General features: G+C 62.7%; 27 protein-coding genes. 6 read left to right on the forward strand and 21 right to left on the reverse strand.

Annotation, left to right across the window (positions count from 1 at the left end; all coding sequences use genetic code 11):
• Positions 1-3: 3 nt before the first annotated feature.
• The 3 genes from MOD31_RS17670 to MOD31_RS17680 form a co-directional block, all read right to left on the reverse strand.
• Positions 4-1,395, reverse strand: coding sequence for an MFS transporter (locus MOD31_RS17670; RefSeq protein ID WP_243753182.1), 1,392 nt, complete (start codon positions 1,393-1,395; stop codon positions 4-6).
• A 210-nt stretch (positions 1,396-1,605) separates the two neighbouring features.
• Entirely contained in the window at positions 1,606-2,895 is a 1,290-nt protein-coding gene (locus MOD31_RS17675; RefSeq protein ID WP_250821238.1) for an adenylosuccinate synthase, read from the reverse strand.
• 204 nt (positions 2,896-3,099) lie between these two features.
• The gene (locus tag MOD31_RS17680) at positions 3,100-3,285 is read right to left on the reverse strand and encodes a hypothetical protein (RefSeq protein WP_250821239.1); all 186 of its coding nucleotides are present in this window, start codon (positions 3,283-3,285) and stop codon (positions 3,100-3,102) included.
• Between the two features lie 292 nt (positions 3,286-3,577).
• Between MOD31_RS17680 and MOD31_RS17685 the strand changes: the two genes are divergently transcribed.
• On the forward strand, positions 3,578-4,210 hold the full coding sequence (locus MOD31_RS17685) for a uracil-DNA glycosylase (protein ID WP_142936820.1): 633 nt from the start codon (positions 3,578-3,580) through the stop codon (positions 4,208-4,210).
• A gap of 73 nt (positions 4,211-4,283) precedes the next feature.
• Here the strand turns inward: MOD31_RS17685 and MOD31_RS17690 are convergent, their stop codons facing one another.
• A complete protein-coding gene (locus tag MOD31_RS17690; protein ID WP_142936821.1) occupies positions 4,284-4,706 on the reverse strand; it encodes a DUF3151 domain-containing protein in 423 nt (140 codons plus the stop codon).
• Positions 4,706-5,725 (reverse strand): class II fructose-bisphosphate aldolase, encoded by a 1,020-nt coding sequence (gene fbaA / locus MOD31_RS17695; protein WP_142936822.1) that lies wholly within the window; start codon positions 5,723-5,725, stop codon positions 4,706-4,708. The genes MOD31_RS17690 and fbaA overlap by 1 nt, the downstream gene beginning before the upstream one ends.
• A gap of 188 nt (positions 5,726-5,913) precedes the next feature.
• Between fbaA and MOD31_RS17700 the strand changes: the two genes are divergently transcribed.
• Positions 5,914-7,044 carry a hypothetical protein gene (locus tag MOD31_RS17700; protein WP_166841252.1) on the forward strand — a complete coding sequence of 377 codons (1,131 nt, stop codon included), beginning with the start codon at positions 5,914-5,916 and terminating at the stop codon, positions 7,042-7,044.
• Between the two features lie 35 nt (positions 7,045-7,079).
• Here MOD31_RS17700 and MOD31_RS17705 read toward each other — a convergent pair whose 3' ends face one another.
• Together MOD31_RS17705 and MOD31_RS17710 are read right to left on the reverse strand one after the other, a co-directional pair.
• Complete coding sequence (locus MOD31_RS17705) at positions 7,080-7,751, reverse strand: TrmH family RNA methyltransferase (protein ID WP_142937107.1); 672 nt, start codon at positions 7,749-7,751, stop codon at positions 7,080-7,082.
• Between the two features lie 83 nt (positions 7,752-7,834).
• Complete coding sequence (locus MOD31_RS17710; RefSeq protein ID WP_250821240.1) at positions 7,835-9,076, reverse strand: hypothetical protein; 1,242 nt, start codon at positions 9,074-9,076, stop codon at positions 7,835-7,837.
• Between the two features lie 260 nt (positions 9,077-9,336).
• Between MOD31_RS17710 and MOD31_RS17715 the strand changes: the two genes are divergently transcribed.
• Genes MOD31_RS17715 through MOD31_RS17730 form a run of 4 tightly spaced genes read left to right on the forward strand, consistent with a single transcriptional unit; the run spans position 9,337 to position 12,871 of the window.
• The gene (locus MOD31_RS17715; protein WP_035761154.1) at positions 9,337-10,158 is read left to right on the forward strand and encodes an HAD-IIA family hydrolase; all 822 of its coding nucleotides are present in this window, start codon (positions 9,337-9,339) and stop codon (positions 10,156-10,158) included.
• A 17-nt stretch (positions 10,159-10,175) separates the two neighbouring features.
• Entirely contained in the window at positions 10,176-10,889 is a 714-nt protein-coding gene (locus tag MOD31_RS17720) for a tyrosine-protein phosphatase (protein WP_250821241.1), read from the forward strand.
• Positions 10,890-10,900: 11 nt separating this feature from the next.
• Positions 10,901-12,139, forward strand: a complete 1,239-nt coding sequence (locus MOD31_RS17725; protein WP_250821242.1) for a sensor histidine kinase — start codon at positions 10,901-10,903, stop codon at positions 12,137-12,139.
• A gap of 48 nt (positions 12,140-12,187) precedes the next feature.
• Positions 12,188-12,871, forward strand: coding sequence for a response regulator transcription factor (locus MOD31_RS17730; protein ID WP_166841248.1), 684 nt, complete (start codon positions 12,188-12,190; stop codon positions 12,869-12,871).
• Positions 12,872-12,884: 13 nt separating this feature from the next.
• Here MOD31_RS17730 and MOD31_RS17735 read toward each other — a convergent pair whose 3' ends face one another.
• The 14 genes from MOD31_RS17735 to mmsB form a co-directional block, all read right to left on the reverse strand.
• A complete protein-coding gene (locus MOD31_RS17735) occupies positions 12,885-13,802 on the reverse strand; it encodes a hypothetical protein (protein ID WP_250821243.1) in 918 nt (305 codons plus the stop codon).
• Positions 13,799-15,052 carry a pitrilysin family protein gene (locus MOD31_RS17740; RefSeq protein WP_250821244.1) on the reverse strand — a complete coding sequence of 418 codons (1,254 nt, stop codon included), beginning with the start codon at positions 15,050-15,052 and terminating at the stop codon, positions 13,799-13,801. Before MOD31_RS17740 ends, MOD31_RS17735 begins: the two co-directional genes overlap by 4 nt.
• Complete coding sequence (locus tag MOD31_RS17745) at positions 15,049-15,927, reverse strand: hypothetical protein (protein WP_166841245.1); 879 nt, start codon at positions 15,925-15,927, stop codon at positions 15,049-15,051. Before MOD31_RS17745 ends, MOD31_RS17740 begins: the two co-directional genes overlap by 4 nt.
• Positions 15,924-16,562, reverse strand: coding sequence for a flavoprotein (locus tag MOD31_RS17750; protein WP_243753164.1), 639 nt, complete (start codon positions 16,560-16,562; stop codon positions 15,924-15,926). The genes MOD31_RS17745 and MOD31_RS17750 overlap by 4 nt, the downstream gene beginning before the upstream one ends.
• A 109-nt stretch (positions 16,563-16,671) precedes the next feature.
• Entirely contained in the window at positions 16,672-16,845 is a 174-nt protein-coding gene (locus tag MOD31_RS17755) for a hypothetical protein (protein WP_165450137.1), read from the reverse strand.
• Between the two features lie 92 nt (positions 16,846-16,937).
• Positions 16,938-17,111 (reverse strand): hypothetical protein, encoded by a 174-nt coding sequence (locus tag MOD31_RS17760; RefSeq protein WP_165450138.1) that lies wholly within the window; start codon positions 17,109-17,111, stop codon positions 16,938-16,940.
• A gap of 112 nt (positions 17,112-17,223) precedes the next feature.
• Complete coding sequence (locus MOD31_RS17765; protein WP_166841243.1) at positions 17,224-18,225, reverse strand: T3SS effector HopA1 family protein; 1,002 nt, start codon at positions 18,223-18,225, stop codon at positions 17,224-17,226.
• Positions 18,222-19,331 (reverse strand): class V lanthionine synthetase subunit LxmK, encoded by a 1,110-nt coding sequence (lxmK, locus tag MOD31_RS17770; RefSeq protein WP_142936833.1) that lies wholly within the window; start codon positions 19,329-19,331, stop codon positions 18,222-18,224. Before lxmK ends, MOD31_RS17765 begins: the two co-directional genes overlap by 4 nt.
• Before the next feature lie 187 nt (positions 19,332-19,518).
• Entirely contained in the window at positions 19,519-20,433 is a 915-nt protein-coding gene (locus MOD31_RS17775; protein WP_142936834.1) for an ABC transporter permease, read from the reverse strand.
• Complete coding sequence (locus tag MOD31_RS17780) at positions 20,430-21,404, reverse strand: ABC transporter ATP-binding protein (protein WP_223941654.1); 975 nt, start codon at positions 21,402-21,404, stop codon at positions 20,430-20,432. Before MOD31_RS17780 ends, MOD31_RS17775 begins: the two co-directional genes overlap by 4 nt.
• A gap of 109 nt (positions 21,405-21,513) precedes the next feature.
• The gene (locus tag MOD31_RS17785; RefSeq protein WP_142936836.1) at positions 21,514-22,638 is read right to left on the reverse strand and encodes an alpha/beta hydrolase; all 1,125 of its coding nucleotides are present in this window, start codon (positions 22,636-22,638) and stop codon (positions 21,514-21,516) included.
• Positions 22,639-22,653: 15 nt separating this feature from the next.
• A complete protein-coding gene (pyrE, locus tag MOD31_RS17790; RefSeq protein WP_250821245.1) occupies positions 22,654-23,226 on the reverse strand; it encodes an orotate phosphoribosyltransferase in 573 nt (190 codons plus the stop codon).
• Between the two features lie 5 nt (positions 23,227-23,231).
• On the reverse strand, positions 23,232-24,215 hold the full coding sequence (locus MOD31_RS17795) for a LacI family DNA-binding transcriptional regulator (RefSeq protein ID WP_250821271.1): 984 nt from the start codon (positions 24,213-24,215) through the stop codon (positions 23,232-23,234).
• 99 nt (positions 24,216-24,314) lie between these two features.
• Entirely contained in the window at positions 24,315-25,598 is a 1,284-nt protein-coding gene (gene mmsB / locus MOD31_RS17800; RefSeq protein WP_250821246.1) for a multiple monosaccharide ABC transporter permease, read from the reverse strand.
• Between the last annotated feature and the right edge of the window lies 1 nt (position 25,599).

Below are 25,599 nucleotides of genomic sequence, written 5' to 3' on the forward strand. Positions count from 1 at the left end.
AGACTAATCGTTCGCAGGTTCCGAGCTGGGCTTGCGTGTCCGTTCCTTAGCGCTGAGCTTTCCGTCGGCGGGCATCACCAGAACCGCCACTACAGTGAGGGCGGCACTGACGAGTACCGCCAGGAAAACGGCTGATGAGGCTTGCACGGTGGTTTGCGGATCCGGGCCACCATGGGGACCGTTGGCATAGATGGCGTTGGCAATGGCACCGAAAACGGCCACACCAATGGAGCTGCCAATTGAACGTGCAAAGAGGTTGGTGCCGGTGACTACGCCGCGTTCATTCCATTCAACACTGGTTTGCGCGGCAATAAGGCTCGGCGTTGCCACCAGCCCAAGCCCGAGCCCGACGATGAAGCAAGCCGCCGCCACGAGCAGGATATTGGGGGTGGGGGCCGTGAGGGCTAGGACGGCAGCTCCGATCACTGTGATCGCTATGCCGATGAGGGCCGTGTTCCGAAAGCCGATGCGGAGGTAGAACCTGCCGGCTTGGGACGCGCTGATGGGCCAGCCAATGGTCAAGGCCGCCAAGGCGAGCCCGGCCAGCAGGGGTGAGGTCTTCAGTGACCCTTCCAGGAACGTTGGGACGTAGCTGGTAAGCCCGAGCATGACGGCACCAACGCCGAAAGAGATCATGGCCGTGGTCGCCAGCAGCCTGCGGGAGACAACCCACGGTGGGAGGACAGGTTCAGCGGCCCTCCTTTCCACCAGGAGAAACACAAGGAACAACACCGCTCCGCCGGCAAAAACCGAGATGCTGATCGCGGAGTCCCAAGGCCACGCTTGACCACCCTGAAGGGCTCCGAGGATGAGCAGGCTCAACGAAATCGTCAGCAGTCCGGCACCCAGGTAGTCAATGCGGTGCTTGGTCCGCTCCACGTTCTCGTGGAAAGTACGCAGGAGCATCCAACCAGCCAGCAGGCACAGCGGGATGTTGATCAGGAAGATCCAGCGCCAGATTCCCAGAGATGCGAAGACCCCTCCAAGAGTGGGTCCCACAACGGAAGAAACCGCCCAGACACTCGCCAAATACCCCTGGACCTTGGCCCGTTCCGCCAAGGTATAGATATCGCCCGCAATGGTGATAGCAACGGGCTGGACCGCGCCGGCCCCAAGCCCCTGGAGCACACGGAACGCAATGAGCGCCGGCATGCTCCAGGCCAGCCCGCAGAGAATCGAGCCAAGCAGGAACAGGCCAATCCCGCCCAAAATCATTGGCTTTCGGCCTACGACGTCCGAGAGTTTGGCGTACACGGGCACGGACACTGCCTGTGCCAACAGATACGCGGAAAACAGCCAAGGAAACGAGGAAAAACCGCCGATGTCCGCCACGATTGACGGCACCGCCGTGGCAACGATGGTGGCATCGATCGCTACCAGGCCCGTGGCCAACATCAGCGCAATCAGGATGGGTCCCCGTTGGGAGCGGAATCCGACGCCGTCGTCAGTCGCTATGCTCACCTGATCCCCTTCGCGTTGCTTCACTGGTCTGCTTCCGAGGTGCGTAACCTCACTCCCCAGTAAATTAGTCCTTCAAACCTCGACGGCGGGCCACCCGGTGGTTCCGTAGGGAACCAAGGTGACCCGCCGTCGTCGAGCTCTAAGTCAGTCGTTGATCAGGTCGTGGACAACGATCGTCTGGTCGCGGTCCGGACCGACGCCGATGGCCGAGAAGCGCGTACCGGAGAGCTTCTCCAGTGCCAGCACGTAGTTGCGGGCGTTCTCCGGGAGGTCCTCCAGGGTGCGGGCCGTGGTGATGTCCTCGGTCCAGCCATCGAAGTACTCGAAGATGGGGACCGCGTGGTGGAACTCGGTCTGCGTCATGGGCATCTCGTCGTGACGAACGCCGTCAACCTCGTAGGCAACACAGACCGGGATCTGCTCGATGCCCGTGAGGACGTCCAGCTTGGTGACGAAGTAGTCCGTGAAACCGTTGACGCGGGAAGCGTGGCGGGCCAGGACGGCGTCGTACCAACCGCAGCGGCGGGGACGGCCGGTGTTGACACCGAACTCGCCACCGGTCTTCTGCAGGTAAACACCCATGTCGTCGAACAGTTCCGTGGGGAACGGGCCGGCGCCAACACGGGTGGTGTAGGCCTTGATGATGCCGATGGACCGCGAGATGCGGGTGGGACCAATGCCCGAGCCTACTGACGCGCCGCCGGCGGTGGGGTTGGATGACGTGACGAACGGGTAGGTGCCGTGGTCAACGTCCAGGAACGTTGCCTGGCCGCCTTCCATGAGCACAACCTTGCCCTCATCCAGGGCGTTGTTGAGGACCAGTGTGCTGTCGATGACCAGCGGGCGCAGGCGCTCAGCGAAGGACAGGAAGTACTCCACGATCTCGTCCACCACGATGTCTCGGCGGTTGTACACCTTGACCAGGAGCTCGTTCTTCTGGCGCAGTGAGCCTTCCACCTTCTGGCGGAGGATGGATTCGTCAAAGACGTCCTGGACGCGGATGCCGAGGCGGGCCACCTTGTCCATGTACGCCGGACCGATGCCGCGGCCAGTGGTACCGATTGCCCGGCTGCCAAGGAAGCGCTCAGTGACCTTGTCCAGGACTTGGTGATAGGGCGCAACAAGGTGGGCGTTAGCCGAAACACGGAGGCGGGACGTATCCGCACCGCGGGCTTCAAGGCCGTCGACTTCCTGGAAGAGGGCCTCCAGGTTCACCACGCAGCCATTGCCGATAATAGGGATTGCGTTGGGGCTCAGGATGCCCGCGGGAAGGAGCTTCAGCTCATACTTCTCACCGCCAACAACCACGGTGTGCCCGGCGTTGTTACCGCCGTTGGGCTTGACCACATAGTCAACACGGCCACCGAGCAGATCGGTTGCTTTGCCTTTACCTTCGTCGCCCCACTGGGCTCCGACGATCACGATAGCGGGCATGGGATCCTCCCCCATTCTTTCGGGCTTGCTCCGGTTGGATCACCAGAGTCAGGCGCCGTACATGAGAATGCCCCGACGTAGCTGGTGCAGCCGGACCAAAGGCACGGCATGCGCAAGAGTTTCGGGGCTCTTACCAGCCAAGTTTAGCCGATGACAACGCTTTCTCTGGTGTTTGGCCGGCGTTGGGGTGCCGTTGTGGATAAGTCAAGGAACGGCGAGCGCCACAGGACCGGCCGAGGAACTGCCCAGTTGCAGGCTCAGCAAGCCGGCACTGTTCACCAGCCCCACTCTGATGGCCGAGACCTTGTACTCCCCCGCCGCTGCCGTAACATCGGCCGGTTTGGTCCCGGGCCAGTTCTTGTCCGGTTGAACGTTGACGTTGATGGCCACCAAGGTCCGGACTGCCGTCAGGACAGGCCCGACGGTAGTTTCACAGTCATTATCTGCGTGAGAAAAACCGCCTCGGGCTGGACTGCACTTTAGGGTTAATAGTGATGACGCCGCACACACTTCCAGGCAACACGCCGCGCCGCATTCAGAGGGCGCGCCGAAGCGGGCCCCGTTCACGTCCATAGTCCGGTAAGGTTAGTTAGCCCCCAACAGCACCCTTTGAGGTTCGGCTGCGGCATGCCCGCGGCACCTCGGAACGGTGCGCTGTAACACCTAGGAGACCTAACCCCTGATGCAAGAACTGGCGACTGAATCACCCGAAGAAATCCTCTGGAACCGCCGCTACGAACCGCACATCGCCGAGGTCAACGAGCTGTGCGACTCCATCAAGGTCCAGAAGCCGGGCAGTGAGGTCCTTTACATCGACCCCGCCCACAGCATGGATGATTGCCGCATCGTCAGCCTTTTCTCCAATCAGCGCACCAACACTGGCGAAGGGTTCATCAACCCGGGTGACGAGGAAGCCACCACCCGCATGCTCGGCATGCAGTGGCAGCTGGGCCTCCGTCCCGAGCTCATGATGCCTTGGAACGCCTACCCGTGGATTGAACCCAACGAGGAACCGGGAAAGCTCACGCCGGCCAACATCACCGAGGGCCTCAAGCCGCTCCTGCGCCTTCTGCAGCTCCTTCCGCGCACGTCCGCGTTGGTGGCGCACGGCAACGAGGCACACCGCCTTGCCGATCAGCTCATGAAGGCTGCCCCGGCCAGCATCGCCCGCCGCGGCTTCAAGACCTTCAAGGTCCGCTCGCTCGGTGGCCGCTCCTTCGCCGGCACACCTGCCCGCCAGCAGGAATACCTGGACGCCATCCACGGCGCCTACGCCGAGGCCATGGCACGCACGGGAATCCCCCGCAAGGCTTAGCAGCCTCACAACGCATTTACGACGGCGACCCCCACCTTTCGGTGAGGGTCGCCGTTGTTATGTGCTTGAATCCCTAGCGGGCTTCGAGCGCCGCCTTGGCCTTCGGGTCCGAGTCGTTCAGGAACTTCTCGATCCGCTCCGGCTCCTCAGCTTCGCCAATTGCCGACGCTGCCCGGCCCAACGCGTACAGAGCACGCAGGAAGCCCTGGTTGGGCTCGTGCTCCCACGGGATGGGTCCGACCCCGCGCCAACCGTTGCGGCGCAGGGAATCCAGGCCGCGGTGGTAGCCAACGCGGGCGTAGGCGTAAGACTCGATAGTCCGGCCTTCGGCCCAGGCTTCCTCCGCAAGGATGGCCCACAGAAGAGACGACGTGGGGTTCTTCGCCACCAGGTCCAGTGCTTCGTGGCCGAGTGCCAGATGCTGGTAGATCTCGGATTCGGCGGGCAGGAGCGTGGGCTCCGGCCCCATCAGGTTCTTCCGGAATTCGTCGGACATTAGAAGGTCTTGCCAACCGATCCGAGCTGCTGGGCGGCTTCGACGATGCGCGCGGCCATGCCGGCCTCGGCGGAAGCGCCCCAGACACGGGGGTCATAGGTCTTCTTGTTGCCCATTTCGCCGTCGATCTTCAGCACGCCGTCGTAGTTGGAGAACATGTGGCCGGCAACCGGGCGGGTGAACGCGTACTGGGTGTCGGTGTCGATGTTCATCTTGATCACACCGTAGGAAACGGCGTCAGCGATTTCCTGCTCGGTGGAACCGGAGCCGCCGTGGAACACGAGGTCGAACGGGTTTTCCTTGCCGATCTTGGCGCCAACCTCGGACTGGATCTGCTTGAGCAGTTCCGGACGGAGCTTGACGTTGCCCGGCTTGTACACGCCGTGGACGTTGCCGAAAGTCAGGGCTGTGAGGTAACGGCCGTTTTCGCCGGCTCCGAGGGCCTCAATCGTGGCGAGGGCGTCTTCGGTGGTGGTGTAGAGCTTCTCGTTGATTTCGTTCTCAACGCCGTCTTCCTCGCCACCAACAGTGCCGATTTCAACTTCGAGGATGATCTTCGCGGCCGCAGCGCGTTCAAGCAGTTCGCGGCCGATGCGAAGGTTCTCGGAGAGCGTCTCGTGCGAGCCGTCCCACATGTGCGAGTTGAAGATCGGGTCCTTGCCGGCCTTGACTGCTTCCTCCGAAGCGGAAAGCAGCGGGAGGACGAAGTCTGCCAACTTGTCCTGCGGGCAGTGGTCCGTGTGCAAGGCGATGTTGACGTTGTAGTTCTTGGCAACTTCGCGGGCAAACGCGGCGAAACCGAGGGAACCGGCAACCATGTCCTTGACCGAGGCGCCGGACCAGTAGGCTGCGCCACCGGTGGAAACCTGGATGATGCCGTCGGATTCTGCCTCGGCGAAACCGCGTATCGCAGCGTTCAGAGTCTGCGACGACGTGACGTTGACTGCGGGGAAAGCGAATCCGCCAGCCTTTGCGCGGTCGATCATCTCGGAGTAAATCTCTGGGGTTGCAATGGGCATGGTGACTCCTATGCTGAATTCGTCTGTGGGTTGGTAACCCTGGAGTAGACCGCTTACGGCTAGCACCCATCCTATCGATATCCGCCGGGACGCCGTGTTTCGGGTCACTGGGGGCTCTTAACACTTCCGCCGAGTCGGCGTTCAGCACGGCAACCCCGATTCATCCACACGATGGATATACTTCTCGGATGGAGAACCCCTCGAACGCCAACAACGAACCGCGCCCCATGTCGGCCCCATCCGGCCCGCCTCCTCCCCCGGCCTACGGCGCCTACCAGCATCCAAACGGCCCTTACCAGCAGCCGGGCACCTTCCCACCTCAGCCGAAACGCACACTGAGCCGTACGGTGATCATTGCCATCGCAGCCGGAGCAGCGGTAGTCCTGGCGGCCGCCACAGTCGGGCTGGTCTTCCTGTTTACGCCGGCTAAAGACGGTGGCACGGCTGCTACTACGTACTTCCAGGCCCTTGTAGACGGGGATGCCAAGAAGGCGTTGAGCGTATCGGATCCGGGTGTCCCGGAGAATGAGGCGGTTCTCCTGCAGGACAACGTCTACAAGGAAGCGGGCCAGCACATTGACGGCTTCCGGATCCTTGAGTCAAAGGGCGAGTACGTCAGGGCCGAGGTAACCCAGAACGGCCGAAAGCAGGAGAACATCCTGATGATGACCAAGTCACCTGACGGCGAATGGAAGGTAGGGGCCAAGAACTTCCAGAAAATCCGGCTCAGTTCCAACCGCCCAGTGAAGACGTTCACCGTTAACGGCGTAGACGTAGCGGCCCCTGAGTCAGGAAGCTCACTGACGGGTTCCCAGCTGCTCCTGCCGGCTTTTCCCGGTGAGTACAAACTCGGTATATCCGGGGACAAATACACAACAGTTGAAGAGAAGAAAGCCTTGGTCAGCATCGACCGGAGGATTTCCGACACTTCCGAAACCCTGAAGGTACTGCCCAGCCAGCTCCTCCTGGACGAGACAAAGGCCCTTCTCCAAAAGAAGCGGGATGCATGCATCGCGTCAGCTCCGGCTACTACCACACAGTCGTTCAGCAGCGGTTGTTCCGGATTCAATCTGTACCAGTCCCGCCCCACCCGCAATGTTAAGTGGACCATCGACCAAGAGCCCACCTTCACGCTCTCCCTGTCCAAGGACGTTTGGTACATCCAGTCAGAGGATAAGGGCAAAGCTACGGTTAGCTACGAAGTAAACCGCGGCAACGAGGCCACCCCCAAATGGGAGCCCCATGTTGAGGTGAGGGAAGCCCGCGTCTCAGGTGAGATCCAGATCGTCGACGGAAAAGCGACTCTCAAAGACAATTAGGACCGCAGCTGCCCGGGGCGATACTGACAGCTCGGCTAGCTGACGGGCTGCTGGAACACGTGCCGGCGGACCCACGCGTGCATGGCAATGGCCGCGGCGGAAGCCGCATTCATGGAGCGGGTAGAGCCGAACTGCTCGATGGACAGCGTGGCGACGGCGGCATCGTGCACCTCGGGCGTCAGCCCCGGGCCTTCCTGTCCGAACACCAGCACACAGTTCCTGGGAAGGTCGTAGGTTTCCAGCGGCACCGAATCCGGGAAGATGTCGATGCCGATGACCGCCAGGCCCTCCGCCTCAGCCCACTGGACAAAGTCCTCAACAGTGGGGTGATGGCGGACGTGCTGGTAGCGGTCGGTGACCATGGCGCCGCGACGATTCCACCGGCGTCGACCAATAATGTGTACTTCTTTGGCGAGGAAGGCGTTAGCGGTTCGCACCACTGTGCCGATGTTGAGGTCGTGCTGCCAGTTCTCGATCGCAATGTGGAAATCGTGACGCTTGGAATCCAAATCCGCCACGATCGCCTCGTGCTTCCAGTAGCGATACTGGTCCACCACGTTGCGGCGGTCACCATCCCTCAACAGGTCCGGATCCCAGTGCTCGCCTTCCGGCCAGGCACCCTCCCAAGGCCCGACGCCGACCTCGGCTTTCGGTTCTGCCTCACCTTCCGGTGCGATCTCCAGAGGAGACACGGCAGGCGTGGGCAGGGCTGAGTTGGGGGGAAGGTCAGTCACCCCTCAACTTTAGCCCTGCCCCGTTGCCTGCCTGAGCGCGCGGAGTTGGGCGGCCCTTAGACCATCTTCCACTTATTGATGCGGTAGGAGTTGCCCAACTGCTCAAAGAGTCCGGGGTGGGCGTCCCAGTATTCCTTGTGCCCGCTGACGCCGAGCATCTGCGGGGTTCCCCACGGTGTCACGGAGAACAGGTTCACGGCCTGAATCGCTTCGCCGCGGGCATTGGTGCAGGTGAAGCCAATTACTACGGCTGCACCGCGCCGGAACTCCCGGATTTCCGGCATGCTGGTCTTGAAGTCGGCCGTGCACTTATGGCCCACCAGGTTCTGGGGCAGCTCGCTTGCGGTCATCCCCTTGAAGCGGGCTTCGATGTCCTGGATGGCCTTCTTGACCTCTGCGGGATCCTTGCCGTACTTGCCTTCTTCTGACTCAGCGAAGAACGCGTAGGCGAGCGCAATCCCGTCCCCGTCAGCTTCCACGGTCCCTTGTGCTTTCTTCTGGATCTCCTCACCGGTAGTGGGGTCCTTGGTGATGCCGAACGACTCGTCGTGGGTCCACTCGGCCAAGTACTGGAAGGACGATTCGCCTGTGACCCACTTGCTGAACAGCGGATCACCGTCTGCCGGAACGTTGCTGGGTCCGGCAAGTTCGTTCCAAACTTCAGGCAGGGGGATGGCTTCAGCGGGGATTTCAGAGGAAGCGGAGGCTTCGCCGGAAGGTTCGGCAGAAGGCTCCGCTGCCGCCTCGGACGCCTCGTCGGAGGAAGTCACCGACGGCACCGGACTATCCACCGCCGTGGGCTTGGTCATGGACGGAACCAGCCACGTGAATGTCACCACCAGGGCAATGATCACGACGACGGCCACACCACCCAGGATGAAGAACAACGACTTCCTGTTGTGGTCGCCCGGGTTCTGGCCGGGTCCGCCGGATCCACCAGGTCCACCCGGGTATCCCGGCTGGACCTGGTAGCCGCCGCCCGGCGGCGGGAAGCCCGGCTGACCTGGATAACCTGGCTGCCCCTGTTGCCCCTGTTGCCCTTGGGGATAGCGGTGCACGGTTTCGGCGTACTCGCCGTCGGGGTGTTGCCCGGGCTGGTTCTGTGGCTGCTGCGCCGGGAATGCCTGGGTGGCGGCAGGTTGCGTCGGGAACGCCTCAGTCTGGGCTTCCGGTTGGTACATGGGCTGCGTCTGGCCCGGCTGGTACTGGCTGTGCTGGTCCTTGCCGGTGTCGTAACGCGGCTGCGGCACACCGTCCGGGTTATAGGGAGGCTGCGGTGCTCCGTTGTTGTTGCTCATGACAGGCCCTTTCACATGCGGTAAGTGGGGACCTGCGGGAGCGCGGCGACATACTAATCCACCATGTCGATCCCCCGACCCAAGGTGGTGGCACACCAGCGCCGCAACCAGCGTAGACCAGCCCAACGCGCACGACACAAGTCAAAAGGGTTATCCACATGGGCAGAACTTCCCACATAAGGGGGCTTTCAGGATGTTGGGGCAGCAGATTGGTGAAAGACTGGGTGGCAGTGCACAAACAATCCCAGCCGGAGGCAAATATGGCAGAAGAAACCACGTCCACATCGGTGTACCGGAATGGCCACGAAATCGAATGCTGGCTCACGGACATGGACGGCGTCCTGGTTCACGAAAACCAGGCGATTCCCGGTGCCGCTGAGCTCATCCAGCGCTGGGTGGACACGTCCAAGCGCTTCCTGGTTCTGACCAACAACTCCATCTTCACGCCTCGCGACCTCGCAGCCCGCCTTCGCGCGTCCGGCCTGGAAGTCCCTGAGGAAAACATCTGGACCTCTGCGCTGGCCACCGCACAGTTCCTGAAGGACCAGGTCCAGTCCTCGGACTCGGGCAACCGCGCCTACACCATCGGCGAAGCCGGTCTTACAACTGCCCTTCACGAGGCCGGGTTCATCCTCACTGACACCGATCCCGATTTCGTGGTGCTCGGCGAGACCCGCACCTACTCGTTCGAAGCAATCACCATGGCCGTCCGCCATATCCTGGCCGGCGCCCGTTTCATCGCCACCAACCCGGACGCCACCGGCCCCTCCAAGGACGGCCCCATGCCGGCAACCGGTGCCATAGCGGCCATGATCACCAAGGCCACGGGCCGGGAGCCCTACATTGTGGGCAAGCCGAACCCCATGATGTTCCGCTCCGCCATGAACCAGATCGACGCGCATTCCGAGACCACGGCAATGATCGGCGACCGCATGGACACGGACATCGTGGCCGGCATGGAAGCGGGCCTCCACACGGTCCTGGTGCTCAGCGGCATCACCCAACGCGAAGAGATCGTGTCCTTCCCGTTCCGGCCCAACCAGATCCTGAACTCCGTGGCCGATCTCAAGAGCCAAATCTAAGACAACGAGGACAGACAATGGCTGTGCTCAATCTGCGTCCTTTGGCCGGTGGCCGGATTCTCAGGGGAAGCCAGCCGTTCGGTTTGGATGCCGCGGCGACGTCGAATTTCCTGGCGGAGCACGGCATCCAGGCCATTGTGGACCTGCGGAGTGAGCTTGAGCGCTCTTTGGTTCCGTGGATGGTTCAGAACAACAACGACGGCGTAGGCGTGAGGGCCGCCGTCGTCCCGCCCGCCGTCGAGCTCATCCATAACCCGCTGGACCCGAACGCCATTGCCGGATCACTCCAATCCGTCGAGACGCCCCAGGACCTTGGCGAGCTGTATTTGGGGTGGATCCGGCTGCGTCCCGAGTGGGTGGCCGACGCCCTGCGACCGGTGGCTCGTGGCAAACGCACCTTGGTGCACTGTTCACTGGGCAAGGACCGGACGGGTGTGGTGTCAGCGATAGCTCTTCTGGCATCCGGTGGAACCGAGGACCAGGTAGTGGCGGATTATGCCGCCACCACAGCCAACTTGCCGGACGTCCTGGAAGTTATGGCAGAAACGTGGCGGCTCAGCGTTCCCGCAACACCGGCAGAGTACTTCAGCCCCGAGCTGATGATCCTGCAGAGCCCGGAAGCTGCCATGCAGCACTTCCTGGCCGGCTTTGCGCAGGAGTTCGGCGACGCGCGGAGCTTTCTGCGCGAGGCGGGCCTCACCGCCGTCGAGGTCGAATCGCTGGCTCTGTAATACTTGGGTGGATGAGTAGGACGAACTGGCTCGCTGACGTCAAACCCCTTCCCGGTGGGTGGGTTCTTCGCTCGGCTATCGTCCTGGCAACCATACTTTTCCTGGTGTTGGGGATCCGCTGGCAACAGCACGATCTTTCGTCGTTCCAGGGCTGGTTGGAGCTGGTAGTCCCGTACCTGCCGCTCCTGGCGCTCCTCCTCGGCGCCGTGCAATCCGCTGTTGCCTGGTGTCTGGCTCTGGCCGTCATCACGGCGCTGGGCGGGGACGCGTCCCTTGTGGTGGCCATGATCTTCCCCACCATGGTGGTGGTGGCCTTCTGTTCCTTCCTTCTTCCGTGGAAGCTTGCCATCAATTTCTCGCTGTTCGTGCCCAGTGTCTTGCTGGGTTTGTACATATCAACTCCGGAGATGGCTGACCAACCGGCGGTTCTGCTGGCGCTGGTGGTCTTCCTTGCGGCCGCGGCATGGCGCAGCGTCAACGTCTACCGGCACCGCTATGAGCAAAGCACACACCATATCCGTGATTTGCAGGAGCAACAGGCGCTAGTCCGGAGTGAGGAACGGACCCGCCTCGCCCACGAGCTTCATGACATCGTGGCCCACGACGTGACCATCATCGCCATGCAGGCGCGGCGCGCCGAGTTCGTGAACGACCCAGCCAAGACATCCCAAATCCTGGAAGGCATAGGGACTGCAGCGCAGCAGACCCTTCAGGATCTGCGTAGCCTGGTGACCCTCCTCAAGGACGAAGAAAGGGACGAGCCGGGAGGCCTCCCACAGATACCGGGCAGTGAAGGACAAACCGCTGGGTTTCTGGACGCTCCTGCCATGTCCGGTGAAACCACTACTGCGGTTGGCTTGGTTCACGATCTGGACGGAGTTGTGGAAGCACTGGACCGTGCGGGCTTCCAGGTTAGTTTGGTGGTCGAAGGTGAAGTAGCCCGCATCCCGGCCAGCCTGCGCCAGGCGCTTCGCCGGACGGTACGGGAAATGGGGACCAACGTGCTTAAACACGCGGACCCGTCCGGGGTGGTGGACCTGCGGTTGGCCGTAGGGGCTGATCGTGTGCAGCTCACATCGGAGAATACAGTTTCCAAAGCCGAGCCGATCATGTCTTCCCGGACTGGGCTTGAGGCGATGAGTGCCCGCTGCGAAGTGTTTGGCGGGTTCATGGACGTGGGCCTTAGCGAGGAGCGCTGGACCACCGCGGTGTCCATCCCGTTGGAAGGATTAGCCTCTTCGAATGCATGATCACATCTGTGGGAAGATGGGCTCCGTGACTGACATTGGGGGATCAGTATGACGCGGGTTTTGTTGGTGGATGATGAGCTGTTGGCCCGGGAGATCCTGCGGGACTATCTCTCGTCCGACCCGTCCATCGAGGTTGTCGGCGAGGCATCTGATGGGCGCGTGGCCGTGGTCCAGGCAGCTGCGCTTCGTCCGGACGTGATTCTGATGGATATGCAGATGCCGGTCATGGATGGCGTGGCTGCAACAGCGCAAATTCATGCAGAATTCCCGGAAATTGCCATCCTGGGGTTGAGCACCTTCTCCACCGATCGCTACGTGGTGGATTTACTGCGTGCCGGAGCGTCGGGTTACCTCGTCAAGGACACGTTGCCCAAAGAAATTACCGCCGCCATCCATAATGTGATGGCAGGTGAGTCCGTATTGTCCTCCAAAGTGACACGGCATGTGGTGACAGGGCTGGCGGAGTCCGTCCCTGCCGAAGTTGTTCCGGACCCCAAGCTCGTGGACGCGCTGACCAAGAAGGAGTTGGAGGTAATCCAGCTGCTTGGACGGGGAATGAGTAACCGCGAGATGGCTGCGGAGCTCTTCGTGACCGAATCCACCATCAAAGCACGGTTCGTGAACGTCATGGAGAAGCTCGGCGTGCGGGACCGGGTACAGATTCTTGTTGCGGCCGTTGAGGGCGGGCTGGTGGACCTTAGCCCCGGTTCGCGGTCAAGGCTGGATTCCTGAGGATCACCACGCACTAGCTGCGTCCAAGGACCTCCTTGATGGGCCGAACCAAGCCCTCGACTGCCTTTTCGATGGCAGCGGAACCCACCCCATCGAGGGACGTGTCCGGGTTGCGGATAAGCTCCCCACCCCACCCCATCACCTCGTAGTGGGCGAGGGACCGTGCCAGTTCAAGCGGGGACTGCCACGCCCGGTTCAGATTTGTCCGCGCAAACTCCCTTGCCTGCTCCACTGCTTCCCAGTGGTCCGCAATCCTGTAGTCCGCCACTGCGGAAAGCGCTGTGTCCAGAATGGCCGTACTGTTGGGCCGGGACGTGATGACCTGCCACATCACTGTCGGTGTGGAGGCCTGCAGCCCCCGGCTGGCTTGGAGTACAGCCTGGTGCCCGGACTGTTGAATCGCGTTTGGCAGCAAGGTTCCCGGTCCTCCGGCCACCAGGCAGATGGCAAGAAAAGTAGCAGCGAACCCAACGTCGCCTGCGGGATCCTGCCCAATGACAAAGGTCTGCTCAAATCCCTGGGCCGTTGTCTGCCTCATGGTGCTCCGGAAGGCAGACTGCGGGACTGGAGGCCCTTCTCCCTCCCGCTCCAACACGCTGTCCTCAAGCTCTTCCAGAACGCCGGAAGAACCCACCACAGCAAGCACGGGATCACCCACTTCCCCTCTTCCCGGGTGTTCGGTATTGATGACATGGTCAAGCCAGCTCCCTACCGCCGCCTCCGGCAGGGTGGCAGTCATGACCACGGCCCCATCGCCGGGCGTCCACGTCAAGGCAACCGGCTGCTTGGCCGGCCCGCAGCGTTCACCTGCCGTGGAAACGGCGCTACGCAGGTGCGGGACGCCGTCGGAAGCGGTTCGCCAGCCCATGGACACCGTGGTGAAGCGGGAACGCCGGTCAACCTGGGCCAGATAGCGGCGAGTGATGATCATCGGAGAACCTCCTCGGAAGGCTGGACGATGACTGACACGGACTCCTGCTCGGCGAGACGCCATGCCGCGGCGGTGACCAACGGCCTGAGCCGCGTGGCGTCGTCGGATATTTTGGCGAGTGTATCCGCCAGCTCAACGGCGAACGTCGGCGTCCCCCTCAGAAGCACGTCGCGGGTGACGGTCCGGGCGAGCCGTTGGTCATCGTGCGTGAACCTTTCCATCCGGAGAACGGCGCGACGGGCCGCAAGGATCATCACCGCATCATCGGCGATCGCGAGCGCCCGGAATCTCTCGGAAGGGTCTATGGCCTGTCCGGTGTCGTCCACCAGGACGAATAGATCATCCCGGGTAAGGTCCCCCGGGCCAAACAAGCCGGCGCTGGCGTCCAGGCCATCCTGCTGGGACAGCAGCTCAGCTGCCACAAGGTCACCGAGGAGATCCGGGCCTGCGGAGTGACCCAACGCTGCAGCCGTGGCGGAAAGTAAACGAGTGGAGGTGGCTCCGCCGGAACAGATCCTGGACGCCGAACCACCCCTGCGCACGGACTCCTGCACCACAGGGACGACGGGCGCTTGGTCTGAAATTCCAGAGAACGGTGCCGCCAGAAACCGGAGCGTCTTCAGAGGGTCTTCAGATGTCACGGCCGTCAAAACCGCCCCCGAGGGAGGATAAAGGCGGCGATGAAGTGCGTGTAGCTTTTCACTGGTGACCCGGGATGCCAGATCACGATCTCCGGTGCCGTCATGACCGTTGGCGTGGTCCGCCCAATATTGCGCCGTCAGGTGCGGCCAGGGCAGGATGCCCCCGGGTGCCGGAGCCAAACGCTGCGCCCGTTCTGTGGCCACGGCGTCTATCTGCTCCGCAATCTGCTCCTGGGTCAGTGCGGGCTGGAAGACTTGCTCAACCAAGCGACGTGAGATCTGTTCGAGGTGTCCCGTGGGACCGGACTCGTAAAATTCGGAGTAGTCCATGTGGGTGTTCCCGCCCAGGATTCCGCCGGCTTTCTGAACCGAAGCCTGCCGTTCGGACGCCGTGGTGTTCTCACTGTCTTGGTAGACCATGTGTTCGAGGAGGTGCAGCATGCCTTCCTCCCCCGGCCTTTCATGGCGCATTCCCGCTGGCACGCCCAGACTGACGGAGAGGATGCGCGCGGAGGGATCGTGAACCGCGATCAGCTGTGTTCCCCTGTCCAGCTGCATGCCGTGCACGGCCCGGCCGTCCAATGTGCCAAGAATCGTAGGGGTAGTCATCGCATCTCCGGGGTGGTGTCCGCAGCCGGGCTGGCCAGGTACCAGCCAGCCAAGTGAAGCAGCGCCTTCGCTTGGGCCTCTCCTGCGCCGGCATAGTGGTGCCAGTCGTAGGCATGCTGGGCGATCCTGAAGGCCAATGCCGGGCCAATCTCGGACGGTCCGGGAGCTTCTCCGCAGGTCTCAAGGAACCCTGCGCGCAGTTCTTCAAGGGCTGGACGCAGAACAGGGTGGAATGCATGCAGCTCCGCCATCTCCCCCAGCACCCAAGCAATGTCATATTCCGGGTGGGCAAGCCCCACGTCCTCGCCGGTGAGGAGCGACCCCGTTGCACCATCAGGGGTCACCACCCAATGGGCCATCCCCGGATATCCGTGAGCTATGACTTGGCGGGGGCCGGAAAGTACGCGTTTGATCCATCGACGGATCTCTTGCAGGCCGGGGTCGCCCAAAACTTCGCGGGCCGGCTCCCATGCACCTCCCAGCCATACCTCCGCCCGCTGGACGGTTCGTGGAGTACTTCCCGGAAAGTCGATGAGGGAAGCATTTTCATGGAGAACGCTCAGGGCAGTGCCCCATGCCCGCCCTGCCGCCCGGAGGTTTGCGGGCACCCCCGCCGTGATGAGGTCGAAGACCGTTGACCCTGCCGGCGTCGAGTATGAACGGTGGCGATCACCCCCGATGCCTACCACCAAGAGGTCAGCGCCGGGCGCGGGATCGATGCTGATGGGCAGGGACGAGAAAGGGATGGGCGCTCCGACGCCCAGGCTGTGGACCCATTCATAAGCCCCGCCTACCTCGTATACACCGGTGGACAGCAACTCGGTCCGGGTGGAGTGGATGACTGGTTTCTGCCGGGAATCCATCGCGGCGCTCATACAGTAGCCGCCTCTTTGGTCATCCCCGCACGGAGGAGCCGTTCCTCTTCCAGCCGGCGCAGCACGGATGGGAACGACGGCGGCACCCAGGCCAGGGCGACGTCGCTGGACTCGCTGGGGCCAGGGACGGGGTCAATGACCAGGAAGTTTTCCGGCATGCGCAGTTTCCCGAGGGTCTCGGCGACGATAGGGTTCGCCAAGGCCCGGGGCGGCAAGGCCGGAGCGATGCAGACCTGGGCTTCCGTTGTCATTGCTGCCAGCAAGGACGGCGAATCGGCTATGCCGTGAGCCAGGCGCGATGAGTAGTCAAGGGTTGCCGGGTAGACCAGGATCAGGTCCGCCCACTCTGCCAAATCGATGTGTGCAGCAATGAGCTCTTCCCCCCAGATATCGGCCTGTACACGGGATTTCAAGCGGGACTCAATGCTGTGACGGGTGATGAAACGCTGTGCGGAATCCCGCATGACCACCTTGAATTCCGTTTCCGGCGCCGCTGAAACCGCCCACTCAATCCAGAACGGCATAACTTGGGTGACTGCCGAGCCTGTGAGAATCAGGGCAACCTTGGAGTATCCGAAGGCTTCGAGGGTGAGGTCCGCCCATATTGGACGAGGACTGCTGTCAGTGGTTGTCATGGCAGGTCTCAGCATTCACGAGGGGTGGGTGGGTCAGTTATGGGTCAGGAGGCGCCCGCGTGATGATGTTTCCACCACCTCGCCGGCGCCTTCCCCGTGTTTGAGTTGCCTAGCAGCCCATGGTCAGGGTTGCGCCGATGATCACCCCAGCACAGAACGGCGTGGTGGCCGGCGCGTCGGTGGCAGCGTCGCCGCCGAGCTCGTCAGCAGCCGTGAAGGTGCTGTGCGCACGGGCCAGGTCCGTGAGGTCGGCCTGCGGGATGTTGGTGATGGCGTGAGTCATGCTGGTGTCTCCTTTTGATGGCACCACGTGGTTGGGTGCGTCCGGGGTTGCTACTGGGTGAAAGCTTTTGTTGCGGTGGTGCCAGGGGTGACTTAGCAGCCGGCACCGAGGGTGGCGCCAACAATGATGCCGATGCACAGCGGTGAGGTTGCCGGAGCTTCGGTGGCAGCGTCGCCGCCGAGCTCGTCGGCAGCCGCGAAGGTGCTGTGGGCGCGTGCCAGATCGGTCAGGTTGGCCTGGTGGAAGTTAACAACTGCGTTGGACATGGTGTCTCCTGTTTTCTTTGCTTCCCACTCAGTGGGAATGGGTTTTTTCTTTTTGGGTTCCTCATGGGAGGTTTTTGGGTGCCGGGCAGCGGCGGGCCGCTGCCCGGTTTCATCACTGGCCGGCGTTGTATCCGGGCTGGTGAGGGTTGATGCAGGCCGCATGGGCTTCCAGAACCCAGGCGGCTTGGAGGTCGGTCTTTTCCACAGACGCACGGAGTAGCGCGTCCGTCAGTACCCGCGAGCGGTGTTGTCCGAAGCTGAGCCCCCGGTACCCCGGCCGCGGATCGTTTGGTTCCATGGCAAGTGCCAGGCGGTCGTGGACGCTATGGGTGAAAACCGAGGCAGGGGCGTCCGGCCCGGACAAGGACCTCAGGGCAGGACGAACAAGGGAAGCCACGGCGTCCGCATGTTTGGCTGACATGTAAATGACCATCGCGTCACTGCGGGGGAAAGCAAGGGATGAGGAGAGGGTCTTGACCTGATGGCCTAGCCCGCTGGCGGCAAGGGCTCCAAGAATCTTCGGCCACATTTCAAGAGCTTCTGCTGCCGTGGAACAGGACAAATAGAGCCTTGAAGCGGCCGCAGGGTTCATGGATCCGTGGGCACCGAGTGCAAGGAGGAATCCGGGGGTGGTGCGGCTTCGCCAACTGGGAACACGCACCCCCACGATCTCATCCAGGGGGTTGCGTACCAGTGCCTCCTCGGGAAAGAGGACCTTCACTCCGGATAGCTCCACCACCTGGTGCGGAACGCCTTGGACCGAAGTCCCCAGCTGCGTCCTCTTCGACGCTGCCTGAACGGATGCCTGTCCTGTCGCTGCCTGAACAACCGTGCGGTGCGGGATGCCTGCAATCAGCGCCGCGGCCAGGTCCTGGTGTCCAGTGCCCGGCACCGCCTCGATGCCTGGGTGCCCGATGTGCAGATGGGTGTAGATCGCTCCGGCCAGTTGCGAGCGCAGCTCGGTGTGGCTGGTTGCTCTGAGTCTGGTGGCGTCTATGGTGGCGGTGAGCTCGCGAACATCGATGGAAATCCGGTGTTTCAGGACCTGCAGTACCTGTTCGAATGAGACCTGCTCGAATGTAGTCTGTGTGGGAGCGTTGAGCATGACCGTCATCGAGGTGTCCTTTCGAAACCGAGGGCTTTGACATAGTGGCCAGGTGTTAGCAGTGCCTCGCGCCCAACACCCGCAGCAGCCCGTTCGATGCCGGGTAGCCGGGACACCATCGGGGCCCGGGTGATGGTTCGGTCCACCAGATGCCATCCCAGGTGGGCGGTAGCCCGAACCGGCAGCTCCGGATCGTGGTAGTTGGCATGATCGGCATACGAGGTCCACATCCGTCGGATTGACGGAACAATGGCTGCCATCCGCTCGGCGATGCGTGCCGAGGCGCTCTCGTCGTCGAACCTGGCGGGGGGTGCGGAGGCTCCTCCGCGGGTGGTGACCGTGTCCAGGACCGCCCGGTAGATCCATTCGCCTGCCAGCATTCCCAGGTCCCGGGCGGGATCGCCGAGTCCGAATTCTTCCCAGTCGAGGACGCATAGCTCTCCGCTGTGGACGTGGAACTGGTCAAGTCGCAGGTCGCCATGGATGGGACGTTCCTGGTGTTTCCGTTCCGTGGCCCTTAGCAGCCCCGCAGCGGCGACCAGTTCCCGATCGTTCTGCAGTTCAGCCCAGAGGGCCATCTCCGCCATGGTGAAGTCGAGGTAGCGAGCGTGCGGAACGCCTACTGCGAGCATTTCCACCGGCGGGCTGGGAGGTGCGGAGCGCTCCAATCCGGCTGCGGGCCCGGAGTGGAGCCGGGCGAGCAACGCGCCGGCTTCCTCCGGGAAGCTGTCCGGCATGGTCTCCTCCACCAGCAGCTGCGCCAGGCTGGTTCCTGGGCAGTGCTCAAAAACCAGGAGGCCGTTCCCGGTGTCGCTTCCAATGAGCTGTGGCGTTGCCGGCGCGAAGTGGGGGGACTGCTCTGCAAAGGCGGCGAAGGCTACCGAGCGGTCAAAGGCCGCCGGGCCGGAGGCCTGTGCGGAGATCTGCTTGACGAAGACCTTTTCCCCACTCCGCAGCTTCATGTTCCAGGTGCCGTTGCGGCCTGCAAAGGCGGCCGGGGTAATCTCTTCCACTGCCTCCCTGCCGTGGCGTGCAAGGACGGTGGTGGCCACATCGGCCGCGCGGAGGGCGGCCGGCGTGATGGACTGCGGGTGCGGGGCTGTGTCAATCATCATGAGGGTCTCCTTCAGAGCAGCAGGGCGGTTACCGCGTATGCGGCCAGGACACCGATCAACAGAAGGGCCACGTTGCGGAGAAGCTTTTTGGTGGCCAGTGACTGGTTGCGCTTGTTGTCAGACATGGTTTTTCCTATCTGGAGAGACCCAATGATTCGGGCTTGTGGACTAAGTGACGGGGTGGGGGTTAGGCCATCTCGTCGGAGGTCAGGGATTGCTGGAGCGAGACACGGGAGCCGGTGCGCAGGGCGTTGTTCCGGTAAATCACGGTGGCCAACCAGAACAGGGCAGGTATCGCTGCCACCGATACGCCGGCGGCAAGCACCATCTCCCAGGCGGACACGTCTTCCAGTGCGAAGCGCATCGGCATGAGGTAGGAGGAGAACAGCGGCACGAAGGACAGTCCTTCCAGCCACGGGTTCCCCATGTTCATGGGCAGGACGTAAAGGGAGACCACCAAGAGCACCATCTGCAGGACGGACAGCGGCATGACCGCCGTGCCCAGGTCTTCTTGCCGGGACACAGTAGAAGCCAGCGTGGTGTTCAAAGCTGCGAATATCACGTAGCCCAGGAGGAACCAGAGGAGGAACCACAGCAGGCTCGGGCCTACGGCGACGTTGATCAGGGACCAGCCCCCCACCACGCTGAACCCCACCACGGCGGTTCCGCCGATCGCCAGCAGCTGGACAAGGGTGACCAGCCCTATGCCGATCATCTTTCCGGCCAGCAACGGGACAATGCCGATCTTGGTGAGGAGGATCTCCACGATCCTGGATGACTTCTCCTCTACCACCCCGGAGGTCAGGCTCGATGCCGAGTAGACCAGGGAGGCCAGCAATGCGCTGATCATGGCGGTGGCGAAGATGGCCCGAGGATCAAAGTCCATTGCTCCAGCCCCACCCAGCGAATCCACCAGGAACCATCCGCCGATCCCGGCAGCCGCGCCGGCGAAAAGTGCCAGGAGTCCTGTTGCCGTGAGTATTGTGCGGTTACCCAGCCTGGTGAGGACCTCGCGCCGTATGATCAGGCGCGTCTCGCGTAGCCCACTGCCGGACGAGGGAGCGGCGCTGCGGGTGGTGCGATCAAATGTTGTTGTGCTCATTGCGATACTCCAACTTTGTCGAGGGAGCGCTCCGCCCCCGGGGTGGTACCTGGATGGGACAGCATGAATTTGCCGGCAAGCAGATCTGCCAAAGACCTCTGCGCGGACACGATGCTCTTCAGCCCGCCGTGCCGTTGCGCTGCTGCGAGGATTTCGCCGGGCACATCCCGCCCTGAGCCGCCCACGGAGACGAGCACCGTAGTACGGTCGGCCGCAGAGATCTCCACGTTGACGCCGCGGGCCATGGACACTTCGGCGGCGAATGAATCTGCCGCCCGGGAGAAACCGAGTTTCCAGCGGCTCTTTCCGTCATCCTGCAGCTCTACGACGCTGCCGCTTGCCGTCACTCGACCGCGGTCCAGAATGCATACTTTGTCGCACAGGCGCTCTACGAGCTCCAGTTGGTGCGAGGAGAACAGAACTCCGACGCCCCGGTCTGCTTGCTCCCGGATAAGGCGGGACATCGTTTCGACGGCGAGGGGATCCAGTCCCGAGAATGGCTCGTCAAGCACCAGCAGGGCCGGGTTACCAACCAGGGCGACCGCCAGCTGGACGCGCTGCTGATTTCCCAAGGAGAGGTCCTGAACCAGTGCCTGCTCACGGCCTTGGAGGCCAAGGGAGGCTATGAGTTCGTCTGCAACCCCACGCGCGGCTTCGGGTTGGTGCCCTTCCAGCAAGGCGAAGTGAATGATCTGATCCCTCACCGGCATCTGGGGGTAGAGGCCGCGTTCCTCGGGCATGTACCCGATGCGCCTCCGGTCCCTGGCCGTGATGGGCAAGCCCTCCCAGGTGACTTCGCCGTGGTCCGGGGTCAGCAGACCAAGGATCACGCGCATGGTGGTGGTCTTACCTGCACCGTTGCCGCCGATGAATCCCACGATCTCCCCGCGATGGACCGTGAGGTCCACATCGTGGAGGACCCTGCGGTCACCGAAGCTGCGGCTGATGCCCGTGAGCTGTAGGCCGTTCATACTTCGCTCCTCGAAATTCGTTCTTATTTCCTGTCAAGAACGACGCTACGGAGGATCGGGTATATCCACCCTGTACTCGAGTACAGAGCTCACTTGTACAAAAGTTCACCTAGGCCGGGCGGATGACCTTGCCATTCGGTTCTTGGTATGACGGTTCCCGGGGCTCAGGCGGGAGCGGCTGGAGCTCATCCTGCACGCGTTCCAGCAGTGGCCGGTAGATGCCCCCGTTCCACTGCGGGCTGGCGTGGGCGGGCCGGGCGCCTTCCGTGCTGAGCGTGGGCATCACCATGTTTGGCCCGAAGACCTTGCTCCACCCCGCACGCGCCGACTCATAATCCACGGTGGCGTCCTTGGCATTGCCAATGAAGGCCATCTTGGCCCCACCGATTTTTCCTGCCAGCCGGAGGCCGTCGAAATGGTAAATGTACGCCGATTCCGTTTGTATCAGCACGCTGGAGGGGGCGATCGGCGAGAGCTGCTCCAGGGATTGATCGAGGATTTGCCGCCACGTCCGCTCATCCTTATGCGCCACGCGCTCCCCCAGTTCATAGCCCCCGCGCAGGACCGACGGGATCCGGAAGCCATTCTCGTAAAGGAACACCACGCCGTCGAACCAGCTCTGGTCCAGGACGTCGGCGCGGCTGAAGGGACTCGAATCCAGGACGATCAATTGCGTCTCGACGCCGTGCAGCTCCAGCAGGCGGGCAGCTACCTGGGTGGCGAGCATGCCGCCAAAACTGTGGCCATAAAAGTACAGCTTCTCCAGTTTCAGCTCACGGACGTGCAGGATGATTTCGCGGACAATTTCGTCCACGTCCAGTCCCAGGTTGGAATATCCGACGGCGGCAAGGCGGCCCCGCTGATGCAGGGCGGGGCGCAGCGAGTTGAGGATCCATTGAGCCTCTTCCCAACTGGTTTTGTAACCAGGGAAGAGGATCCAGCTGGCTTTGGGAAAGTAAACGTCCGAGTACGGATCCGGCACACGGAGGATCTTGGTGGCTCGCCGCTCGGCCTGCACACGACGGGTGAAAAGCATGTCCGCTGCGAGCGCCCCCGAAGCCCCGGCGGTGATGAGGAAGTTACGGCGGGACGTTTTCTTCAACCGGGCAGCGTAGGGAAGGATCCGGGCCCATGAGCCCGGATCCGCTGCCTTCTCCGGTTCCTCGCTCACCGGTGCGGGGAGGTTTTCAGTCACCTCCGGCGGCGCCGGGAGCTTCCCTACCTGAACGTCCACGCAGCAAGCATAGGCTTAGTCGAGGCCCAGTTCATCCTTGCCGAAGGCGAAGAGGTACGGCACTCCGGTTTCGGCTTCAATCTTCTCTTTGGCGCCGGTGTTGCGGTCAACGATTACCGCTACAGCTACTACGTTGCCGCCCGCCTTGCGGACACCTTCGACGGCGGTCAGTGCGGACCCGCCGGTGGTGGATGTGTCCTCGAGGACCACCACGTTGCGGCCTTCAACCGAGGGACCTTCCACTTGGCGGCCCATGCCGTAGGACTTCTGGGCCTTGCGGACAACGAAGGCGTCCACGGCACGGCCGGCGTCGGCAGCAGCGTGCATCACAGCGGTACCCACGGGGTCGGCACCCATGGTGAGCCCGCCGGCGCACTCAACTGAAACGCCGGCGTCCTCGATCATCGCCAACATGACCTGACCCACCAGCTTGGAGGCCTCGTGGTGCAGGGTGATGCGGCGGAGGTCGATGTAGTAGTCCGCTTCCTTGCCGCTGGAGAGGATCACCTTGCCGCGGACCACCGCCAGTTCTTTGATGAGTTCAAGAAGGCGGGCGCGGGCTGCAGCAGTATCAGGCGTGGAAGTCATGGCTCCTAGTTTAGTGGGGCCGCCGTAGTTGCGCGGATCACTAAGCGGGGGTTGACGATCTGGTCGCCCGCTCCCCCGTCCCCGTCCAGTTGCTGCAGCACGGCCTCCATGCATCGGCGGCCGAGTTCCTCGAAGTCCTGTTTGATGGTGGTGAGCGGCGGCATGAAGAACTCAGCCTCGGGTTGGTCGTCGTAGCCCACCACGCTGATATCCCCAGGGACGTGCAGGCCGGATTCCTGGACAGCACGGAGTACACCCACCGCCATCTGGTCGTTGGCGACGAACACGGCAGTGACGCTGCGCTGCTGTATGAGTTCAAGGCCGGCGCGGTAGCCGGAGGCCGCATCCCAGCCACCCCGCAGCAGGACGTCGGCGTCCAAACCGGCATTTTCCAGCGACTCCTGCCATCCCGTGATGCGCTCGGCGGCGTCGATCCAGTGGGGCGGGCCGGAAATGTGCGCAATACGGCGGTGGCCCAGGCCGATCAGGTGATCAACCGCGAGGCGGGCTCCCAGCCGCTGGTTCAGGGATGCCCCCGTCAACTGGTTTCCGGCACCGGCCCCGACGGCGACGATCGGCACGGGAAAGGAAACCTCGCGCAAGGCGGCCAGGACATCCGGATGCGGGACCAGGATGACAATCCCGTCAACGGACTGGTTCCGGAAATGCGCCATGGCATCCTCAACGCTGTGGTCGGTCACTTCGCGGAGGTTCGCAATGCTGACGAAGTACCCTGCTTCCCGGCCCGCTTGTTCTACTCCCAAGAGGGTATTCGCGGGCCCAAACTGGCCTGTCTCACAGGCAAGCACTCCGATGGTCCGGGACCGGCGTGTGACCAGGCTGCGGGCTGCGGTGTTGCGGCGGTAGCCCAATTGGGAGATGGCCGATTCCACGCGTTGCTTGGTCTGGTGACTGACGTTCGGGTGGTTGTTCAGGACGCGGGAAACGGTTTGATGTGAAACTCCCGCCATCCTGGCAACGTCCCCCATGACGGGAGGCCTGGCTGGCAGCGCGGGCGAGCCCAGCGGGGCCCCGGACTGTGCCCGGAGCCCCGCTGGGGGCGGATGTTCGCCGCGTGACATGGGTTCCTACTTAGCGTCAACGCCCACGGGCTCCGCCTTGGCGGGCGTGGACGTTGCGGTTGCCGGCGGCGTGGTCTTCCATTTGAACCGGCGGCCCATGGTGGAGCCTCCACCGGAACCGGTTCGGTTCTTGTTGAAGATGTCGAAGCCGACGGCGAGCAGCAGCACCAGGCCCTTGATGAGCTGCTGGTAATCGGTGCCCAGGCCAAGGATGGACATGCCGTTGTTGAGGACGCCCATGATCAGGCCGCCAATCATGGCTCCGGCTACTGTTCCGATGCCACCCTGCACTGCGGCGCCACCAATGAAGGCCGCAGCGATGGAGTCGAGTTCGAACCCGGTACCACCGGCGGGCTGCGCCGAGTTCAGGCGGGCCGTGAAGACCAGTCCTGCCAAGGCCGCGAGGACACCCATGTTGACGAAGAGGCGGAAGGTGACCTTCTTGGTCTTGATGCCCGAGAGCTCGGCTGCGTGGAGGTTACCGCCGATCGCGTAAGTGTGGCGGCCAAAGATGCTGTTGTTCATCAGTGCCGAGTACACGATCACCAGGACAGCAAGGACGATCAGGACGATCGGGGTGCCACGGTAGCTGGCCAGGAGGAAGGTGATGATGAGCATCAGGATTGCGATGAACCCGTTCTTGACGGCAAACCAAGCCATCGGTTCATTTTCAAGGTTGAACTTGCGGCGAACCCGGCGTTCCTTGAGGGCCTGGAAAAGAATAGCTGCCGTACCGCCGACGCCCAGGATCACTGTCAGCCATTCCAGGACGGACGTGCCGCCGGAGATGTCAGGCAGGAAGCCGCCGCCCAGGGCACGCAACTCGTTCGGGAACGGGGTGATCTGCTGGTTTTTGAGGGTAATGAGGGTCAGGCCGCGGAAGATCAGCATGCCTGCAAGGGTGACGATGAAGGCCGGGATACCTACATAGGCAATCCAGTAGCCTTGCCACGCACCCACCAACGCACCCACCAGGAGGCAGGCCGGGATGGCGAGCCACCACGCCCAGCCCCAATGGACGATCATCACGCCAGCAACAGCGCCGATGAAGCCTGCGATGGAACCGACAGAGAGGTCGATGTGCCCGGCGATAATGACCATCACCATGCCGATGGCCAGAATCAGGATGTAACTGTTCTGCACCACCAGGTTGGTGACGTTCTGCGGCTGGAGCAGGATGCCGTCCGTAAGCACCTGGAAGAGGATGACGATCAGGATCAGGGCGACGAAGATGCCAACCTGGCGGAGGCGGCTTGTGAGGAAGCCAAGGGATTCTCGTAGGGCGGACATG

The organism is Paenarthrobacter sp. TYUT067, assembly GCF_023656375.1.
In the GTDB taxonomy this organism is placed as follows: domain Bacteria; phylum Actinomycetota; class Actinomycetes; order Actinomycetales; family Micrococcaceae; genus Arthrobacter.

What these genes read in the sequence shown, in the direction of transcription:
- fbaA (WP_142936822.1), bottom strand. Translation starts at nt 5,725, where the DNA reads ATGCCCATTGCAACCCCAGAGATTTACTCCGAGATGATCGACCGCGCA.
- MOD31_RS17685 (WP_142936820.1), top strand. Translation starts at nt 3,578, where the DNA reads ATGCAAGAACTGGCGACTGAATCACCCGAAGAAATCCTCTGGAACCGC.
- MOD31_RS17720 (WP_250821241.1), top strand. Translation starts at nt 10,176, where the DNA reads ATGGCTGTGCTCAATCTGCGTCCTTTGGCCGGTGGCCGGATTCTCAGG.
- MOD31_RS17775 (WP_142936834.1), bottom strand. Translation starts at nt 20,433, where the DNA reads ATGAGCACAACAACATTTGATCGCACCACCCGCAGCGCCGCTCCCTCG.
- mmsB (WP_250821246.1), bottom strand. Translation starts at nt 25,598, where the DNA reads ATGTCCGCCCTACGAGAATCCCTTGGCTTCCTCACAAGCCGCCTCCGC.
- MOD31_RS17780 (WP_223941654.1), bottom strand. Translation starts at nt 21,404, where the DNA reads ATGAACGGCCTACAGCTCACGGGCATCAGCCGCAGCTTCGGTGACCGC.
- MOD31_RS17710 (WP_250821240.1), bottom strand. Translation starts at nt 9,076, where the DNA reads ATGAGCAACAACAACGGAGCACCGCAGCCTCCCTATAACCCGGACGGT.
- MOD31_RS17715 (WP_035761154.1), top strand. Translation starts at nt 9,337, where the DNA reads ATGGCAGAAGAAACCACGTCCACATCGGTGTACCGGAATGGCCACGAA.
- lxmK (WP_142936833.1), bottom strand. Translation starts at nt 19,331, where the DNA reads ATGATGATTGACACAGCCCCGCACCCGCAGTCCATCACGCCGGCCGCC.
- MOD31_RS17700 (WP_166841252.1), top strand. Translation starts at nt 5,914, where the DNA reads ATGGAGAACCCCTCGAACGCCAACAACGAACCGCGCCCCATGTCGGCC.
- pyrE (WP_250821245.1), bottom strand. Translation starts at nt 23,226, where the DNA reads ATGACTTCCACGCCTGATACTGCTGCAGCCCGCGCCCGCCTTCTTGAA.
- MOD31_RS17730 (WP_166841248.1), top strand. Translation starts at nt 12,188, where the DNA reads ATGACGCGGGTTTTGTTGGTGGATGATGAGCTGTTGGCCCGGGAGATC.
- MOD31_RS17750 (WP_243753164.1), bottom strand. Translation starts at nt 16,562, where the DNA reads ATGACAACCACTGACAGCAGTCCTCGTCCAATATGGGCGGACCTCACC.
- MOD31_RS17755 (WP_165450137.1), bottom strand. Translation starts at nt 16,845, where the DNA reads ATGACTCACGCCATCACCAACATCCCGCAGGCCGACCTCACGGACCTG.
- MOD31_RS17735 (WP_250821243.1), bottom strand. Translation starts at nt 13,802, where the DNA reads ATGATCATCACTCGCCGCTATCTGGCCCAGGTTGACCGGCGTTCCCGC.
- MOD31_RS17760 (WP_165450138.1), bottom strand. Translation starts at nt 17,111, where the DNA reads ATGTCCAACGCAGTTGTTAACTTCCACCAGGCCAACCTGACCGATCTG.
- MOD31_RS17745 (WP_166841245.1), bottom strand. Translation starts at nt 15,927, where the DNA reads ATGAGCGCCGCGATGGATTCCCGGCAGAAACCAGTCATCCACTCCACC.
- MOD31_RS17795 (WP_250821271.1), bottom strand. Translation starts at nt 24,215, where the DNA reads ATGGGGGACGTTGCCAGGATGGCGGGAGTTTCACATCAAACCGTTTCC.
- MOD31_RS17690 (WP_142936821.1), bottom strand. Translation starts at nt 4,706, where the DNA reads ATGTCCGACGAATTCCGGAAGAACCTGATGGGGCCGGAGCCCACGCTC.
- MOD31_RS17670 (WP_243753182.1), bottom strand. Translation starts at nt 1,395, where the DNA reads ATGTTGGCCACGGGCCTGGTAGCGATCGATGCCACCATCGTTGCCACG.
- MOD31_RS17725 (WP_250821242.1), top strand. Translation starts at nt 10,901, where the DNA reads ATGAGTAGGACGAACTGGCTCGCTGACGTCAAACCCCTTCCCGGTGGG.
- MOD31_RS17740 (WP_250821244.1), bottom strand. Translation starts at nt 15,052, where the DNA reads ATGACTACCCCTACGATTCTTGGCACATTGGACGGCCGGGCCGTGCAC.
- MOD31_RS17765 (WP_166841243.1), bottom strand. Translation starts at nt 18,225, where the DNA reads ATGACGGTCATGCTCAACGCTCCCACACAGACTACATTCGAGCAGGTC.
- MOD31_RS17675 (WP_250821238.1), bottom strand. Translation starts at nt 2,895, where the DNA reads ATGCCCGCTATCGTGATCGTCGGAGCCCAGTGGGGCGACGAAGGTAAA.